12 protein-coding genes are annotated in these 15,594 nt (G+C 36.1%); 9 read left to right on the forward strand and 3 right to left on the reverse strand.

All coding sequences use genetic code 11. The annotated features are described in order from the left end of the window. Positions 1 to 45: 45 nt before the first annotated feature. A complete protein-coding gene (locus QWC74_RS14560) occupies positions 46 to 1,971 on the forward strand; it encodes an LTA synthase family protein (protein WP_006784082.1) in 1,926 nt (641 codons plus the stop codon). A gap of 217 nt (positions 1,972 to 2,188) precedes the next feature. Beyond that, positions 2,189 to 3,550: an MATE family efflux transporter gene (locus QWC74_RS14565; protein WP_006784081.1), complete on the forward strand. Its 1,362-nt coding sequence runs from the start codon at positions 2,189 to 2,191 to the stop codon at positions 3,548 to 3,550. 184 nt (positions 3,551 to 3,734) lie between these two features. On the opposite strand, the gene QWC74_RS14570 is transcribed toward QWC74_RS14565, so the two are convergent. Further along, complete coding sequence (locus QWC74_RS14570) at positions 3,735 to 4,913, reverse strand: N-acetylmuramoyl-L-alanine amidase family protein (RefSeq protein ID WP_006784660.1); 1,179 nt, start codon at positions 4,911 to 4,913, stop codon at positions 3,735 to 3,737. 202 nt (positions 4,914 to 5,115) lie between these two features. On the opposite strand from QWC74_RS14570, the gene QWC74_RS14575 reads away from it, so the two are divergent. From QWC74_RS14575 to QWC74_RS14585, 3 genes are all read left to right on the forward strand, one after another. Continuing rightward, complete coding sequence (locus tag QWC74_RS14575; protein ID WP_006784661.1) at positions 5,116 to 6,984, forward strand: carbohydrate-binding domain-containing protein; 1,869 nt, start codon at positions 5,116 to 5,118, stop codon at positions 6,982 to 6,984. A 104-nt stretch (positions 6,985 to 7,088) separates the two neighbouring features. Beyond that, on the forward strand, positions 7,089 to 8,117 hold the full coding sequence (locus QWC74_RS14580; protein ID WP_006784662.1) for a hypothetical protein: 1,029 nt from the start codon (positions 7,089 to 7,091) through the stop codon (positions 8,115 to 8,117). A gap of 63 nt (positions 8,118 to 8,180) precedes the next feature. Continuing rightward, positions 8,181 to 8,558 (forward strand): zinc ribbon domain-containing protein, encoded by a 378-nt coding sequence (locus tag QWC74_RS14585; protein WP_006784663.1) that lies wholly within the window; start codon positions 8,181 to 8,183, stop codon positions 8,556 to 8,558. A 22-nt stretch (positions 8,559 to 8,580) separates the two neighbouring features. Here the strand turns inward: QWC74_RS14585 and QWC74_RS14590 are convergent, their stop codons facing one another. Further along, positions 8,581 to 9,411: a Cof-type HAD-IIB family hydrolase gene (locus QWC74_RS14590; protein WP_006784664.1), complete on the reverse strand. Its 831-nt coding sequence runs from the start codon at positions 9,409 to 9,411 to the stop codon at positions 8,581 to 8,583. Positions 9,412 to 9,523: 112 nt separating this feature from the next. Between QWC74_RS14590 and QWC74_RS14595 the strand changes: the two genes are divergently transcribed. Both QWC74_RS14595 and QWC74_RS14600 read left to right on the forward strand, forming a co-directional pair. Further along, positions 9,524 to 10,432: a potassium channel family protein gene (locus QWC74_RS14595; RefSeq protein ID WP_006784665.1), complete on the forward strand. Its 909-nt coding sequence runs from the start codon at positions 9,524 to 9,526 to the stop codon at positions 10,430 to 10,432. A gap of 212 nt (positions 10,433 to 10,644) precedes the next feature. Further along, a complete protein-coding gene (locus QWC74_RS14600) occupies positions 10,645 to 11,226 on the forward strand; it encodes a hypothetical protein (RefSeq protein ID WP_006784666.1) in 582 nt (193 codons plus the stop codon). A gap of 190 nt (positions 11,227 to 11,416) precedes the next feature. Here the strand turns inward: QWC74_RS14600 and QWC74_RS14605 are convergent, their stop codons facing one another. Next, the gene (locus QWC74_RS14605) at positions 11,417 to 12,328 is read right to left on the reverse strand and encodes an aromatic acid exporter family protein (RefSeq protein ID WP_006784667.1); all 912 of its coding nucleotides are present in this window, start codon (positions 12,326 to 12,328) and stop codon (positions 11,417 to 11,419) included. A 168-nt stretch (positions 12,329 to 12,496) separates the two neighbouring features. On the opposite strand from QWC74_RS14605, the gene QWC74_RS14610 reads away from it, so the two are divergent. Beyond that, positions 12,497 to 13,372: an SDR family oxidoreductase gene (locus QWC74_RS14610; protein ID WP_006784668.1), complete on the forward strand. Its 876-nt coding sequence runs from the start codon at positions 12,497 to 12,499 to the stop codon at positions 13,370 to 13,372. 317 nt (positions 13,373 to 13,689) lie between these two features. Next, positions 13,690 to 15,534, forward strand: a complete 1,845-nt coding sequence (asnB, locus tag QWC74_RS14615) for an asparagine synthase (glutamine-hydrolyzing) (protein ID WP_288994287.1) — start codon at positions 13,690 to 13,692, stop codon at positions 15,532 to 15,534. The last annotated feature ends 60 nt before the right edge of the window (positions 15,535 to 15,594 follow it).

Here is a 15,594-nt window from a genome sequence, read left to right on the forward strand (position 1 = left end):
CATATGATATCTTAAATCGTAAAAGATGTCTTCGGGGGGAATAGTATGCAATCATTAAGCTTTTGGCTCATTTTTTCAATTCTATTAACCATCGTGGTAGAAACCATCAAATTTAAATCCATTAAAAAAGCACTCTACTTCATGAAACACTCACCAATAGAATTTATCTTAAACGTCCTCATTATCTCCTCAACCTTAGCCTTATCCTTCATGGTGACACGTAAAGTATTTGTCTTTACAATCGTCACTATTTTTTGGTTATTATTATCCATCACCAATACCATCGTCACGACATTAAGAGGCTATCCACTTATGTTTTCCGATATCTTTTTAATTAAAGAAGGTTTAAGTTTGTCTTCTCAATACTTCACACCACTCGTGATTAGTATGGTGTTAATTCTTTTAGGCTTCTTATTTTGGATTGGTTATGATTTATTTCAAATTCAATTCGAAACAACAACCTTACAATACGTCATGGGCACAGTCTACGTTTTTTTAGCTGGGTATATCTTTTATAAAACAGAGAAAAAAGAATTACCAAAACCCGCTGAAGAAGTTGAGTTATATGAGCAAATGGGGTTTGCCTATTCCATTACAGATTCCTTATATCCTTATTTAAATAGAAAACCAGACTCCTACAGTGAAGAAAAAATGAACAACCTGGCTCATGATTTGATGCCGTATTTTAAAAATCATCCCCAAAGTGTAGATCATAATGTGATCATGATACAAATGGAATCCTTCTTTGATCCGTTAACCTTACAAAACCTTTCAATTAATATCGATCCAATCCCTACTATCAGACATCTAATGAAAACTGAGCCGTTTGGGAAACTCATTGTTCCCACATTTGGTGGAGGGACCGGTAAAACTGAATTTGAAGTCTTAACATCCATGAATGTTGACTATTTTGGACCGGGTGAGATTCCACATAATAGCATTTTAAAATCAACTGACATTGAATCTCTCGCCACTCATTTCTCACAATCTGGCTTTGAAACCATTGCTATTCATAACTATGAAGGTAATTTTTATAACCGACACATTGCCTATCAACATTTAGGATTTGATCGCTTCGTCCCCCTGGAATACATGGCAGGCATTGAAGTCAATCACGATTTATCTCAAATGAACGACGAACATTTAATCCATAACATCATTAAAGCGATATCCCAATTTGAAAAGAGCTTTATATACGCCATTTCAGCCGGCACACATCAACCGTATAATGAAACGAGTTATGATGAACATCACGATATTCAAATTGAAGGAGATTTATCATTAGAAGAGAGAGCATCATTACAAGATTATTGCATCAAACTACATCGACTAGATCATCAAATTAAGCGTCTTCTAAAATACTTAGAAACACGTCAGACTCCAACCACGTTAATTTTATTTTCAGACCATTTACCAAATTTGCCTGTCATTAATGATGAAACATTTTATCCGTTTGATCATTATGAGGTTCCAGTGATGGTTAAACATCCAAGTGAATTTACCTTTCATGACCAAAAGCTACCTGCTTATCAACTTGCAACAGAAATTTTAAATGCTGTTGGTATACGTGGGGGAATCATGAATGCGATTCATGATTTAGAGAAGGGAACATTTCATTATCAGTCAGACTTAAAATTAGCTCAGTATGATTTAATCTATGGAAAACAATTATTAGCATCGGTCTTTCCACAGCATAAAACAGAAGAAATAAAATTTGGAATTGAACCACTAACCATTCACTCGATTATGAAAACAGACCATCACTTGGTGATAAAAGGATCTGGATTCAATGGCGATAGTCAGGTGTTTATTGATGGAAAAAGAGTGCCGACAACGTATATTAGTGAAGGGGAGTTACATGCCGAAATGAAAATGAATAAAGGCAATCTTGTGACCATTAAACAAATTAGTGGCTATCATCAAGCACTCGATGAAGGAAAAAGCTTTGAACTAGCGAAGATTAATTCGTAAACGTTGACATTTAACATGAGATTTGATACATTGATTATAACAATAGAGGATGGAAGAAATGACATATTTCTTCTGTTTTTTAGCCATTAATAACCTAGATCCTAAGTTATTAAAATACGTTGATACTAAGGCTAATGCTAGTCCCGATCAAAATTTCTTTTAACAGAAATTAATCGGGACTTCTCTATTTTTTATGTTTATAGGAGGAGTTTATGTTATGAAGTTTAAAGACCACTTTAAGTCTAATGCCTCGTTTTATAAAGACTTGTGGATCATTGCATTGCCAATTGCTTTGCAACAGCTTGTCACCTCAAGTTTAAACATGGTTGATACGCTAATGGTTGGTAAAGTCGGGGTTGATGCCGTAGCTGCTGTTGGGGTTTCAAATCAATATTATTTCTTACTAAATATGATTATGTTTGGAATTTATAGTGGAGGAATGGTTTACTTCGCTCAGTACTGGGGAAAAAAAGATGTTAAAAGTATTCATCGCTTACTTGGATTTACCTTAGTACTAGGAGGAATCTTATCCATCATTTTCGGCGGATTAGCCTTCTTTATTCCTGAAAAGATTATTAGTATTTTCACGCCGGATGTTGCGGTTCAATCGCTTGGGGCACAGTATTTAAAAATTGCTTGTTTAAGCTATCCATTTATGATTTTATCATTTGGATATAGCATGGGCCTAAGAGCCGTGGAAAAACCAAAATTTTCGATGATCGCCTCAATCATAGCATTGACGCTCAATACCATCTTAAACTACTTACTCATCTTCGGTGCATTTGGATTACCGCAACTTGGTGTAATTGGAGCCGCGATTGCAACACTTGTTTCTCGTATCGTTGAGTTTATCCTCATCATGTTCTTTGCTTACTTTAAAACTGAGACGATGAATCCAAAACTTTCAGTCTTACTTTCATTTAACAAAGAATTAATTTCAAAGCTAATCACTACTAGTTTACCTGTTGTCATCAATGAGTGTTTCTGGGGACTAGGGACAACGGCCTATTTAGTCATTTATGGTCAGATTAATGTTGAGTCGATTTCAATCATGAATATTGTGACCTCAATTTTCAATATTTTCTTCATTGCTGCTATTGGCGTTGGAAATGCTTCAACCGTGATGCTTGGAAAACAACTAGGTGCGGGTGAAAAGGATAAAACATATGATCATGCTATCCTTTTCTTAAAAACAGGTGTTGTTTTAGGGATTCTTTCGAGCCTTATTCTTATTGCTTGTATTCCACTGATTTTACCCATGTATCAAAATTTTGAATCGAGTACCTTAAAATTAATGGGGCAAGTCCTCGTTATCTTTGCATTTGGCTTAACCTTCCGTTTCATTAACATCATTAATATTGTGGGGATCTTCAGAGCGGGAGGAGATACAAAGTATGCCATGATTCTTGAACTCGGAATCTTATGGACCGTTGGGGTTTTAGGAGCCTTTATTGCAGTCAATCTCTTTAACGCGCCATTACTTATTGTGGCGATGATTGTTCAATTAGAAGAAATAGTCAAAGTGGTCATTGGAATATTTAGAGTTCGCTCAAAAAAATGGATTAATACCCTTGTTTAATAAAAAAATCAGCCTATTGAAAAGGCTGATTTTTTTATTAACGAAAATAATGAATAAGCAAAGTATTTAAATTTAAAAAAAGGGAAGGTCGTACTAAAGCAGATGAAGATTAAGTGAGGGTGAGTGAAACTTAATCTAAGAGAAAAAGCGGCCATCCCTCATCGGATGTGCCGCTTTTAAAACATTAAACGAGCATAAGATCACTGATATTAACCCATGAACCAGGAGTTGTTGCTAATTTTGAGATGTTTAGTGCGTGGGTTGCCCCCTCAACATATTTATAAACATAGTATGTTCCGACATTCACAGAAGTCGTGGCGATGGTTGTCGTTGAGGTCCCGTATCCATTAATTCGTTTAACCACTTCAACTTGATCTCCATGGTTAAAGGATTGCGTTGAAATAAAACTTACGTTTGTTTCATCAACCCAAGCTCCAGGAGCAATTCCTGATTTCGAAAGATTGATTGAATGGGGACTTCCGTCACTTACTTTAAAGACGATGTACTTCCCACTAGCCAAAAGGCTCGATGCCACAGAACTAGTAGCTGCCTTATAACCTGAGGCAGCCGTATTTAACTGAACTTGATTCCCAACACTTATACTTTTATTGTTTTTTTTTAGGTCAGTCGCATTAACCCAAGCTCCCGCTACCGTCCCTGTTTTTGAAATATTAACAGCATGTAGCCCATTAGAAGCTACTTTATAAACTTTGTAAGTTCCAGCACTAACAGAAGTTGAAGCTTTAGTTGCCAAAGATGTCGAGTACCCAGAAATAGTTTGTAAAACTTCAACGCTGTCTCCAACCGAAAAATTAACCGGTGTTAAGGGCGTACTTGGGGTAGTGGTTGATTCAGTTAATTTTTGATATTCTGTTTGAATCAAGACTCTAAACACCTCATTCCCATAGCGATCTAGAATATCATGTGGGCAATGTTTTCCACTCCGTGCTTGATGAGGTAAGACTTTTGCCATTGGAATATTGTAAGTTTTCATTAACGATGCAATGACTTTAGCACCATTTTCAATGGCTGCATTTCTTAAACTAATGTCGCTACTTGTAGAATAGGCCATTTCAATCCCAATTGACTTCATATTTCCTGCACCTGTTGAACCATCTCCAGCATGCCATGTTTGAACATTGAGTGGCAAGCATTCAATGGCCATTTGATCATCGACGACGATATGAAATCCAATGTACACATTATCAGTTCGATTATTCAAATAGTTTCGTTCATTTAATGCCGAAGCATTATTTGAGGTTTGATGGTAGGTAATCTCTGTTGGGGTAAAGCTTGTTCCATATTTATACTTTAGATTGTGTTGCGTTTGATCAAGATGCATGACTTTGTACGTGTATGCCATATATATTTACCTCCTTGTAACTTGCTCATTATAGTATATTTTAACTTCCTCAAAGAGGAAGGGATAAAGAACCGCTCATTGAATAAATACGCTGTTGCCCAAGTTTTGGAGTAATCATCTTTAAATTTTTTAAGATTATCTTCAGACTTCTCTTTTATACTTAATATCGTCAAAGCTTTATATTTGAAGGGAGACAGTCAAAATGAAATTAAATAACAAACATAAAGGAACCCTTTTCCTTGCCTTCTTAGCAACTATGGGGTTATCAGCATGCCAATCAAACAGTAATAACGATACAATAACGAACACTCAAGCAACTGATGAGACAAGCTCGTCACAAAGTTTAAGTACTCAATCAACAGTGTCAGCCAATGCGACGATTCAGTTAAAACAAGATCAAACAACGGTTGAAGGAAATGGCGTGAGCATTGATGGAAATACCATTACAATTACATCAGGTGGAACGTATAACATTAGTGGAACATTAACTGATGGACAAATCATTGTAGATAGTTCAGATGAGTTAGATGTCGAGCTAGTATTAAATGGCGTCGAGATTACTTCCTCAAGTAGTGCACCTATTTATGTCAAAAATGCTAAAAATGCAATCATTAACTTAGTGGAAGGAACAGAAAACATCGTCACTGATAGCGATTCATATGTTCTTGAAGATCCAACCAATAATGAACCTAATGCTGCAATATTCAGTAAAGATGATCTAAAAATTAAAGGAACAGGATCATTAGTGGTGAATGCAAACTACGATCATGGAATTGTCAGCAAAGATGATTTGAAAATTAAAAATGGAAATATCACCGTAACATCAGTCGGTGATGGATTAAAAGGAAAAGATTCAATTGAAATTGAAGATGGAACCCTTACCATTAATGCCGGTGGAGATGGATTACAATCAAGTAACGCCGAAGATCCAACACGTGGTTATATTACGATTGATGGTGGAACGTTAAACATTGTAGCGGGACTTGATGGAATTCAAGCGGAAACAAACGTTACGATTAATGGTGGAAGTTTTGATATTCAATCAGGGGGAGGAAGTACGAATAGTAGCTCATCAACAAATACTAACATGATTTGGGGGCAATGGGGAGCACCCGCTAGCCAAACGACTACGGAAACAAGCTCATCAAGCGCCAAAGGAATCAAAGCAGTTGTTGATATTACAATTAACGGCGGAACCTTTACCATTGACTCATCAGATGATTCGATTCACTCAAATGATTCAATCAATATTAATGGAGGAACCTTTGAAATTGCTTCTGGAGATGATGGGATTCATGCTGATACAACCCTTAATTTAAATGGGGGAGAGGTTAACATCACCCAATCATATGAGGGATTAGAAGCCACAACCATTAACGTTAACGATGGAAGTTATTATGTCGTATCAAAGGATGATGGAGTCAATGCTGCTGGAGGGAATGATGCCTCGGCTACTAGTGGACGTCCAGGTCAAAATAATTTCTCTGCTTCTAATGGAATGATTTATTTAAATGGTGGATTACTTTATGTTGATGCATCAGGCGATGGATTAGATGCGAATGGATCCATTGAAATGAATGGTGGAACCGTGATTGTCAATGGACCGACAAATAGTGGAAATGGTGCTCTTGATTATGATGGAACTTTCAATATTAAAGGTGGAACATTAGTCGCTGCTGGAAGTTCTGGGATGGCGCAAACTCCAAGTTCAACTTCTTCGCAACCTATTTTAAGTATTGGAACCTCATTCTCTGAAGGAACGCTGATTAATATTAAGTCAGAAAATGGGGAAGATATCTTTACGTTTGCACCTGCTAAATCAGGACAATCCATTATCATTTCAACTCCTGCTTTAACATCAGGTGCAACCTATACGGTTTCAAGTGGAGGAACGTCTTCTGGAGTCGTAACAGATGGAATTTATACTGAAGGTTCATACTCTGGTGGAACAGAAATTGGTAGTGTCACACTTTCAAACACCATCACAACGATTGGGCAAACTCAAGGTTCAATGGGAGGAGCCGCTGGTATGGGCGGAATGGGTGGTAAAGGACAACGCCCGATGAATTAATCGCAAAAAAGACACAGATAATCTGTGTCTTTTTTGTTCTATCTCCCTCGGCTCATTTCTATACTAAATTATAGATATTTATGCCATTCATTTAGGGGGAGACGATGAGTTATCAAAATGATCAAGTGATTAAATGGGCCCTTAATACCATTAAACGAGAATATGCTGAAGATGTAAGTTTGTTATTACTCTACGGATCATATGAAAACGGAACGTCAAATGACTTGTCAGATGTAGATTTATATTTTATTCCAAAAACAGAGCGTGCTTATGAATTAAGTCAAACATTTATTATAAAAGATATTGGTTATGATTTATTTCCAATGAGCTGGCATCGAGTCGAGGAGATTGCAGACTTTAATGACCGTTTAACGCCTTGTGTTGGAGATGTAAAAATTTTATATGCAAACTCGATTGAAGATGAGAGACGATTTAAGCATTTGCAATTAAAACTTCATAAACATTTAAGTGATCGAGCATTTATGTTAAGTAAAGCGAAGCAACAACTAACAAAAGCCAAGAAAACAATGGGGGAACTAATCCTGGCAAATTCAACGTGTGAATCAAGACTTCATGCCGCCTCTATTATCTGTCAATTATCAGATTGTGTTGCTTTTTTTAATCAAACGTACTTTCATCGTGGTCTTAAAACACAGGTGGAAGATTTAAAACAAATGCGTAAGCTTCCGCTTCATTTTTTAGAGTTATACGATTTTATTGTGACGACAACTTCTAATCGTGATCTTCAATTGGCTTGTATGGCGTTAATTAAAAGCACGGAATTTTTACTTAAACAACAGGATAATCAAAAACAAGACCTTGATTATGAAAAACTGATTGGGCGATACGAAGAGCTTTGTTCAAGCTTCAATAAAATTTATACACAGTGTCAGCTTCAAAATGCGGCACTCGTCTATTTAAGTGCAGCACAAGTTCAAGTAGAACTTAACGAAATAACTGAAGACTTTCATTTTCCGAGATTTGACCTATTGTGTTATTTTGATGCTTCAAATCTTGAGAATTTTTCAATTGAAACCTTTAAAATTGAAAATCAATTCATTACTACTTTAAAGGAACACTCGATCCCAATTCGCTCATTTGCCACCATTGAAACGTTCCTTGAAACACAGTGATTTGCTAGAAGTTCATAAGTTGGGTATAATAAAGGAATAAAGATATATTGATAGGTGAGAATCATGTTTTTTATAGGAATTTTTGGTATTGAAACAAAAGATCAAGAAATTGGACCGCTGACACCGATCAGTTGTAAAGGATGTCAACAAACGGTACCCATGACACTTTTTAAACACTTTTATGTCTTTCACTTTTTCTTTATTCCACTGATCAAATGGAAGACAACCTACTATGTCGTTTGTTCAAATTGTCAAACCATTGCCATCATAGATAAAGAAAAAGGACAGGCCATTGAAGCGGGAGAACAGTCTAGTTTGACATTCTGGGACTTAGAACCCCTTCAGTCACAGATGTCTTCTGCTTTAACTCATTGCAAACACTGTGGTAAACAAATTGATCCAACTTATGACTATTGTCCTCACTGTGGAACACCACAATAAAAGCCAAGAAATCTTGGCTTTTTTATTTTTGATTTAACACAAAGTGTTCAATAGCGTTGGCAACACCACCTTCTTTGTTAGACGTGGTAATAAACTGAGCGGCCTGTTTAACATCCTCAGTTGCATTGCCCATGGCTACCCCAACCCCAGCAAATTGAATCATTGATAAATCATTTTCGCTATCGCCAATACACATCACTTCATCCGGTGTTAGATTAAAATACTTGGTTAACTGTTTGACAGCTTCACCTTTAGAGCTACCTTTTTTCATGACTTCAAAGTTGTTTTTCCAAGATGAAACAACTTCTAAATGAGGGCACTTCGCTTTAATTTCTGCTTTTACTTCATTTAAAATGTCTTGGTTAGGTGCCAAACAAACCCCTTTTAAAATTTGACCTTCATAGTGTCCGTAGATTTCATCTAAACTCGATAAGACAACTAGTTGGATTTGTTCGTCTTCTTTTAACATTTTATTCAATTGTTTATAAAGATTCGTCTCTGGTAGTTCTTGCAAGGAGATAAGTCCAAAGTTAGCCGTTAAATAGGCGAGAAGCCCATGCTGTGTCGTAATCTCTAAAAAATCACGGACATCCTCAATCAATAGCGGATTTTCATAAATGGTTTCTCCATTTGTTCCCCCAATAAATGCTCCATTTGAGGCAATAATGGGCGTCGTTAACCCAATGGTTTTGGCATAGAGTCTGGCACAATTATAAACACGTCCTGTTGTAATTGCGACATGAACACCTTGCTTAACAGCCGCTTTAATGGCTGCTTGATCTACTTCACTCACTTGATGATCATCCATTAATAGGGTTCCATCCATATCAATACAAATTAATTTTATCGCCATGATTCTACCGTCCTTTACAAATAAATTTATTAGATTCTCCTTTAAATATTATTCAGTAAAACGGACACATTAAACCTCAAAAGGGTATTTTTTAATGAGAGGAGAAGATTCAATGGGACAATTTTTACTAATTAGTTTAACGTTTCTTGTTATTTCGATTTTAATTTTTCGACATCGAACACTTGATTTTGGCATTTTGAAGACGATTCGCCACCTTATTTTAGAGATTAATCGGATGTATCGACTCTTATTTCTTGAACGCTCTTTATTAACACGCTTCGTTCAAGGTGGATTTATTATTTTTGCACAGGTTTCAACGTTTGTGTCACTCGCAACAGGAATCTTTCGCCATCTTAGAGTTGATGCTTCTATCCTCCATTTTGAACCCCTGATTAAAGGAGGGATTGTCCTCTTTGCCTTTTTATTAGTTCACTATGCGATTGGTTATGTCCTATTACTAAGTAATAAAATTCATCTTTTCTTCTATCGTGTCGAAAATCAGAATCTTAAAATGGACTTTATCTTAAGTTATACGATGATTAGCACGTTTTTATTAGTCTTATTACTATTTCCAGACCAATTTGCTAAAAATATTTCCATTAGCTTGATTGGGATGGGGATTTGCTATTTCTTGAACTTAAAGACCTTGATGACGATGATGATTAATCCAACCTACGTCAAATCTGTTCAACAACAGCAAACTTCTTTTTCAAGAATTATGATCGCTGCGATTTTAATTCTAATAATGCTCATTTTAAATCTCTATCTCATGGTCTGTTTAGTCTCTCATCTTCCACATGAAGCACCTGTTTTTTCCAATGCCAACAACTATTTTGATTTATTTTATTACACCATTATTACCTTTACAACCATTGGATATGGGGATATCACCCCCACCACGATGGCGGCTAAAACGATCTCATTGCTTATCTCAGTAACTAGTGTTATTTGTCTCAGTATCTTTTTAAGTACCATCCTATCTTATCGTGATCAAATTAACGATAACGAAGGCAATTCCTAATCATAAAAAAAGGGGAAAAAAGCAAAAACAATGAGGATTTCAGGATATGATTAAATGAAACGGGAAATTTGAATGATTTTATCAATATCACCTTAAACAGAGATCTAATAGAGCTCTGTTTTTTTGACTGTAAAAGGCGAAATTTCATCTTTTTGGGTTATTCAATCCCGCTGATTGTCATATATTAGTAGTAAAAAAGGGGGGATCAGACGATGTTAGATCAAACCATGCTTCGAATCAAACGAAATATCAAAATCTGCCTGAGTGAAATTGAGGAAATGTTAGAAACGAGTGACAGTTTGCTTTTTAATAACAACATTGTCATTTTAGTTGATCGGCAGCTATATCATCAAGTAGAAGACTGCCACAAGCAACTAGCAGAAGTCGGTGCAGATTTATATAAAATTTATGCAAATATTGATGAAGAATATACGTGGAATGTCCTTGAATTGACGATTTTAGGGCACGATTTAATTGAAAAAATGAATGACATGATTCAGATTATTGAGGACAAATGGACAGAATCTGATATTGATGTGAATAAATACCTTTTTGCCGAGGCAGCTCTAGACCGACTCGATAATGAAGAAGTCATCTTAGATATTGATGATTTAGAATATGTGGTTGACCATCCAAAGCATTACTGGATTTGTCTATATGTGGTCCACGAGAAAGAACACGAAATTTGTCATTATGCTTGTTTTAAAACAAAACGAGAAGCCTTAGTGTTCGCCATGCAAATGCAAAACTGTGGGAAAGACTGTATTTTTAACCGATTTGAAATCAAAATATAGGCACCGGGGGATGACTCCGATTTAAGAAACGAGAGAATGAGCTACCTGAGTGAGGCAAACGCCATTCTTTAAACGGTGAAGAAGAGTGGCAGAACAGTTTGTAAAAAAATTAGGATGGGAGTTCTGTTAGACTCTGCTGTGATACTTAGTAAGCGGGAATAAAAAACACACCGTTTAAACGGTGTGTTTTTTATTGATTTAAATGGTCCGTTAAAGCATCAACTGTCACAGTCAACAATCTCAATTCTTCTAAAATCTTCTCGATATGATAGTTAAAGATTGAATCAATAGGTTGCTCTAAGTGAACGTCTCCTTGACAACCATGATGGAAGAAATCAATGATTTGCAAACGATTTTTAATAGTTAAATCGGTTTCCTCAACACTTAAACAAGCAATACATTTGGCATGAAAATAAATATCATGACAGGCTTCAATCGTAACTTTTAATTGATTTAAAGAAACGGGATTTTTATCAAAGCGTCGATCCGCACAATAATTCTGATAAATCGTATTTAAACGACTTAATTCTGTATGTAAGCAGTTGACGTCTAAATCCTGATGAATGAGAATGTTTTTTACTAAGTTTTTCGTCATGTCTTCAATGGTTTCAATTTCCTTTGTTAGCGTTCCTAGGTAATTCGGTTGCGCAATCACATAGTTCACAAAAATCCCAACAATGATTCCAATCGATGTATCCGTCGTGCGTAAAATCGAATAGATTAATGGGTCTTGACCTTGAATTCCAATTAAAATAGAAACACAAACCGTCGAAGCAATGATAATCGATGAACTAATTTTAAATGAATTACAGCAAACAATCGTCATAATAACGGCTAGACCGATAAATAGTGGACTATGTAATTGAAGTTGAGCAAATAAAAAGCCAATGATCGCTCCCATAACCGTTCCGAGCAATCGATTTTTTCCTGCGACTAATGAACTTTTCATCGTATTTTGCAGTGCAAAAATCGTCCCAATGACAGCATAAAACACATTGCTAATTAAAAAAGTTTGTCCTAAGTAGAGTGTCAGGACAACGGCGATTCCTGTTTTTAAGGTCCTCATTCCAATATATCGTTTAATTAGACCTAACTGTCTCATAAGCTGTTCCCCTTTATTTTTTAAATCATCATTAGTTTAGCATGGCAAAAGACTGACAAGCAAGAGAAGTTCCATTCAATTTTATTATTTCTTCTCATAGTTTATACAAATTTGACAAAACTACTAAAGATTAAAAAAATACTACCAAAAAGGAGCTGTCAGTGAGATATGACTAGACCAGATGCTTCATTTCCAAGCACTGCTAAACCTCAAACTCAAAATAAACAACCCGGAATTGAGTCGCAAATGGATCCGAAACCCATTTTTGAACATCCTGAATATAATAAATCGGGTGGGCGATTGGATCAAAAAGTAGCCATCATTACAGGAGGCGATTCTGGAATTGGTCGAGCCGTTTCAATTGCTTATGCAAAAGAAGGCGCAAAAGTCGTCATCGTTTACTATGATGAAGTAGAAGATGCAGAAGAAACAAAACGTATCATTGAGGCCCACCAAGGGGAATGTTTGCTAATTCAAGGAGATATCGCCGATCCTAAGTTTTGTGAAGCCGTCGTGTCAAAAACGATGTCTACCTTTAATCAAATTAATATTTTAGTGAATAATGCTGCAGTTCAATATCCTCAAAATGACTTAACTCTGATTAAAGATGAAGACTTACATAAAACATTCGCTGTCAATTTTTTTGGTCCCTTTTACTTAACACGCGCGGTTTTACCTCATTTAACCGAAGGAGACTGTATCATTAATACCACATCCATTACAGCGTATGAAGGGAATGAAACTTTAATCGATTATTCCTCTACTAAAGGGGCTTTAACAAGCTTCACGCGTTCGTTAGCGACAAATCTAGCGAAAAAGAAAATTAGAGTTAATGCTGTCGTACCAGGTCCAATTTGGACTCCTTTAATCCCAGCGTCATTTGATGCACAAAAAGTTTCGCAGCATGGCGCTAATACAGCTCTTGGTCGCATGGGACAACCTGTTGAATTTGGAGCAGCATATGTCTTCTTAGCCTCAAATGATGCGTCTTATATGACAGGTGCCACGCTTCATATTAACGGTGGTAGCATTATCAATTGCTAAAACGATAGATGATCTATCGTTTTTTTATTTTCACAAGATAAAAAAACGAACAAATGTTCAGAAGATAAAAAAGATACTTTTTTTTAAAATGAACATTAAAAGTGTGATTTTTTCCACATTTTAGATGATAAAACCATTAAAAAGGGCTTAACGATAGAATAGGGGTTAACTTTTCTCACCGCCCCAATAAAATACGAACGAACGTTTGTCAGGAATTGTGACGATAAACCAAGAATATTAACTCATGATTATTGTCATTTATTCATTCAATTCTCCGTATGATGTCACATAAATGTTAAAAAGATAAGGTGATTGTCATGTGTGGGTTAGTTGCATTAATAAAACAAAAGCAAATCACCGTAAATGATTTAGCTTTTTCATATCAGGCTTTACAAAAAATGAAACATCGGGGACCTGATGATCAAGATTTGTATTATAAAGACCACCTCATTCTTGGATTTAATCGATTAAGCATCATTGATTTAAAACAGGGGGTCCAACCGTTTCATCGTGATGACTATAACTGTCATCTCGTCTTCAATGGCGAAATCTATAATTATCAAGAACTTCGAAATCAATTAGAAAAACTCGGTTTTTCCTTTGACACTCAATGTGAGGCGGAAGTCATTCTTTGTTTATATCACCTACTTGGAAAAGAATTCATTACACAGTTACGTGGCATGTTTTCACTCGTTTTATACGATGAACGAACAGAAGAGCTCATTGCTGTTCGGGATCGATTTGGAATTAAACCGTTGTATTATTATGTAGAAGATGATGTTTTATTTTTAACGTCAGAACTAAAACCTTTTAAACAATCTACCATACCTGAGGCTAGTCTTGATTTTATTGCTTTACAGCATTACTTTACCTTTCAATATATCCCAGAACCTTTGACGTGTTTGAAAGATGTCAAAGTATTAGAACCCGGAACTTATTTAACCTACCAACGAAATAAAGGGATTGAAATCAAAGCTTATAATACCATTCAATTAATTCCCCATCAACAAATCTCATCGTTACATAAACATCAATTAGAAACCGTCATCAAAGAATCTGTTCGTGCTCACTTACAAAGCGATGTAGAGGTCGGATGCTTCTTATCAGGAGGGGTGGATTCGACTATCATTACAGCTTGTGCTAATCAATATCATCCAAAAATTAAAGCCTTCACGATTGGCTTTCACGAAGCGGGATATAGTGAAATCGAGGCCGCACGTGAGACCGCCGATTTTTTAAATATTCCTTTATACAGCCGATTCATTACCGCTCAAGAATTTATCGAGGCAACCAAAACAGTCATTGATTATCTCGATAGCCCGGTTGCCGATCCCTCCGTAACAGCCATTTATTTAGTCGCTCAAGAAGCGCGTAAACAAGTTAAAGTCATTTTGTCAGGTGAGGGGGCAGATGAACTGTTTGGAGGTTATCGGATTTATTGTGAGCCTAAGTCACTTGAAGTCTTTAATTACTTATCACCTAATACGAAAAGAAGTTTACTCACGTTATCTCATTTGATTCCAACTGGAGTAAAAGGGAAGAGTTTCATCGAAAGAGGATGTATCCCCCTAAAGGACCGGTATGTTGGAAATGCCTTTGTCTTTAATGAACGTGAAAAACAACAGTTGCTAAATTTTTATGATCAAAACTTTACGTTTAAAGACATTACCGCACCACTATTTGAACAAATTCAAGATTTAGATCCTGTCTCTCAAATGCAAATGATTGATCTTCATACCTGGCTAAGAGGGGATATCTTGGTCAAATCAGATCGTCTATCGATGGCACATGCCTTAGAATTACGTGTTCCATTTCTTGATCAAAAGGTCTTTCAACTAGCAAAGCAACTGACAACAAATGAAAAGATAGGGCAGAATCAAACGAAAGTTTTTTTGCGAGAAGCGTTTAAAGAGATGATTCCACCTCATGTGTATGAGGCCAATAAAAAAGGGTATCCCGTTCCATTAAAGACCTGGCTCAAGAATGAACTGTATGATGAAGCCAAGCGCTTAATTTTATCCCCTCAGTGTGAGCATTTAATCAACCAAAAATCAGCACTTCGGTATCTTGATCAACATGCAACCGGGAAACACAATCACGCTCGTAAAATTTGGGCGTTGATGACCTTTGTAATGTGGTACGAAAGTTGGAAAATAGAGTAAACCAAACTCGTCAAGTATAAAAAGGATATTTTCATGTTATAATAACTAAATAATACTCTT

Source organism: uncultured Turicibacter sp. (assembly GCF_938044715.1).
Lineage (GTDB): Bacteria > Bacillota_I > Bacilli_A > MOL361 > Turicibacteraceae > Turicibacter > Turicibacter sanguinis.

What these genes read in the sequence shown, in the direction of transcription:
- asnB (WP_288994287.1), top strand. Translation starts at nt 13,690, where the DNA reads ATGTGTGGGTTAGTTGCATTAATAAAACAAAAGCAAATCACCGTAAAT.
- QWC74_RS14585 (WP_006784663.1), top strand. Translation starts at nt 8,181, where the DNA reads ATGTTTTTTATAGGAATTTTTGGTATTGAAACAAAAGATCAAGAAATT.
- QWC74_RS14590 (WP_006784664.1), bottom strand. Translation starts at nt 9,411, where the DNA reads ATGGCGATAAAATTAATTTGTATTGATATGGATGGAACCCTATTAATG.
- QWC74_RS14595 (WP_006784665.1), top strand. Translation starts at nt 9,524, where the DNA reads ATGGGACAATTTTTACTAATTAGTTTAACGTTTCTTGTTATTTCGATT.
- QWC74_RS14605 (WP_006784667.1), bottom strand. Translation starts at nt 12,328, where the DNA reads ATGAGACAGTTAGGTCTAATTAAACGATATATTGGAATGAGGACCTTA.
- QWC74_RS14600 (WP_006784666.1), top strand. Translation starts at nt 10,645, where the DNA reads ATGTTAGATCAAACCATGCTTCGAATCAAACGAAATATCAAAATCTGC.
- QWC74_RS14570 (WP_006784660.1), bottom strand. Translation starts at nt 4,913, where the DNA reads ATGGCATACACGTACAAAGTCATGCATCTTGATCAAACGCAACACAAT.
- QWC74_RS14610 (WP_006784668.1), top strand. Translation starts at nt 12,497, where the DNA reads ATGACTAGACCAGATGCTTCATTTCCAAGCACTGCTAAACCTCAAACT.
- QWC74_RS14580 (WP_006784662.1), top strand. Translation starts at nt 7,089, where the DNA reads ATGAGTTATCAAAATGATCAAGTGATTAAATGGGCCCTTAATACCATT.
- QWC74_RS14575 (WP_006784661.1), top strand. Translation starts at nt 5,116, where the DNA reads ATGAAATTAAATAACAAACATAAAGGAACCCTTTTCCTTGCCTTCTTA.
- QWC74_RS14560 (WP_006784082.1), top strand. Translation starts at nt 46, where the DNA reads ATGCAATCATTAAGCTTTTGGCTCATTTTTTCAATTCTATTAACCATC.
- QWC74_RS14565 (WP_006784081.1), top strand. Translation starts at nt 2,189, where the DNA reads ATGAAGTTTAAAGACCACTTTAAGTCTAATGCCTCGTTTTATAAAGAC.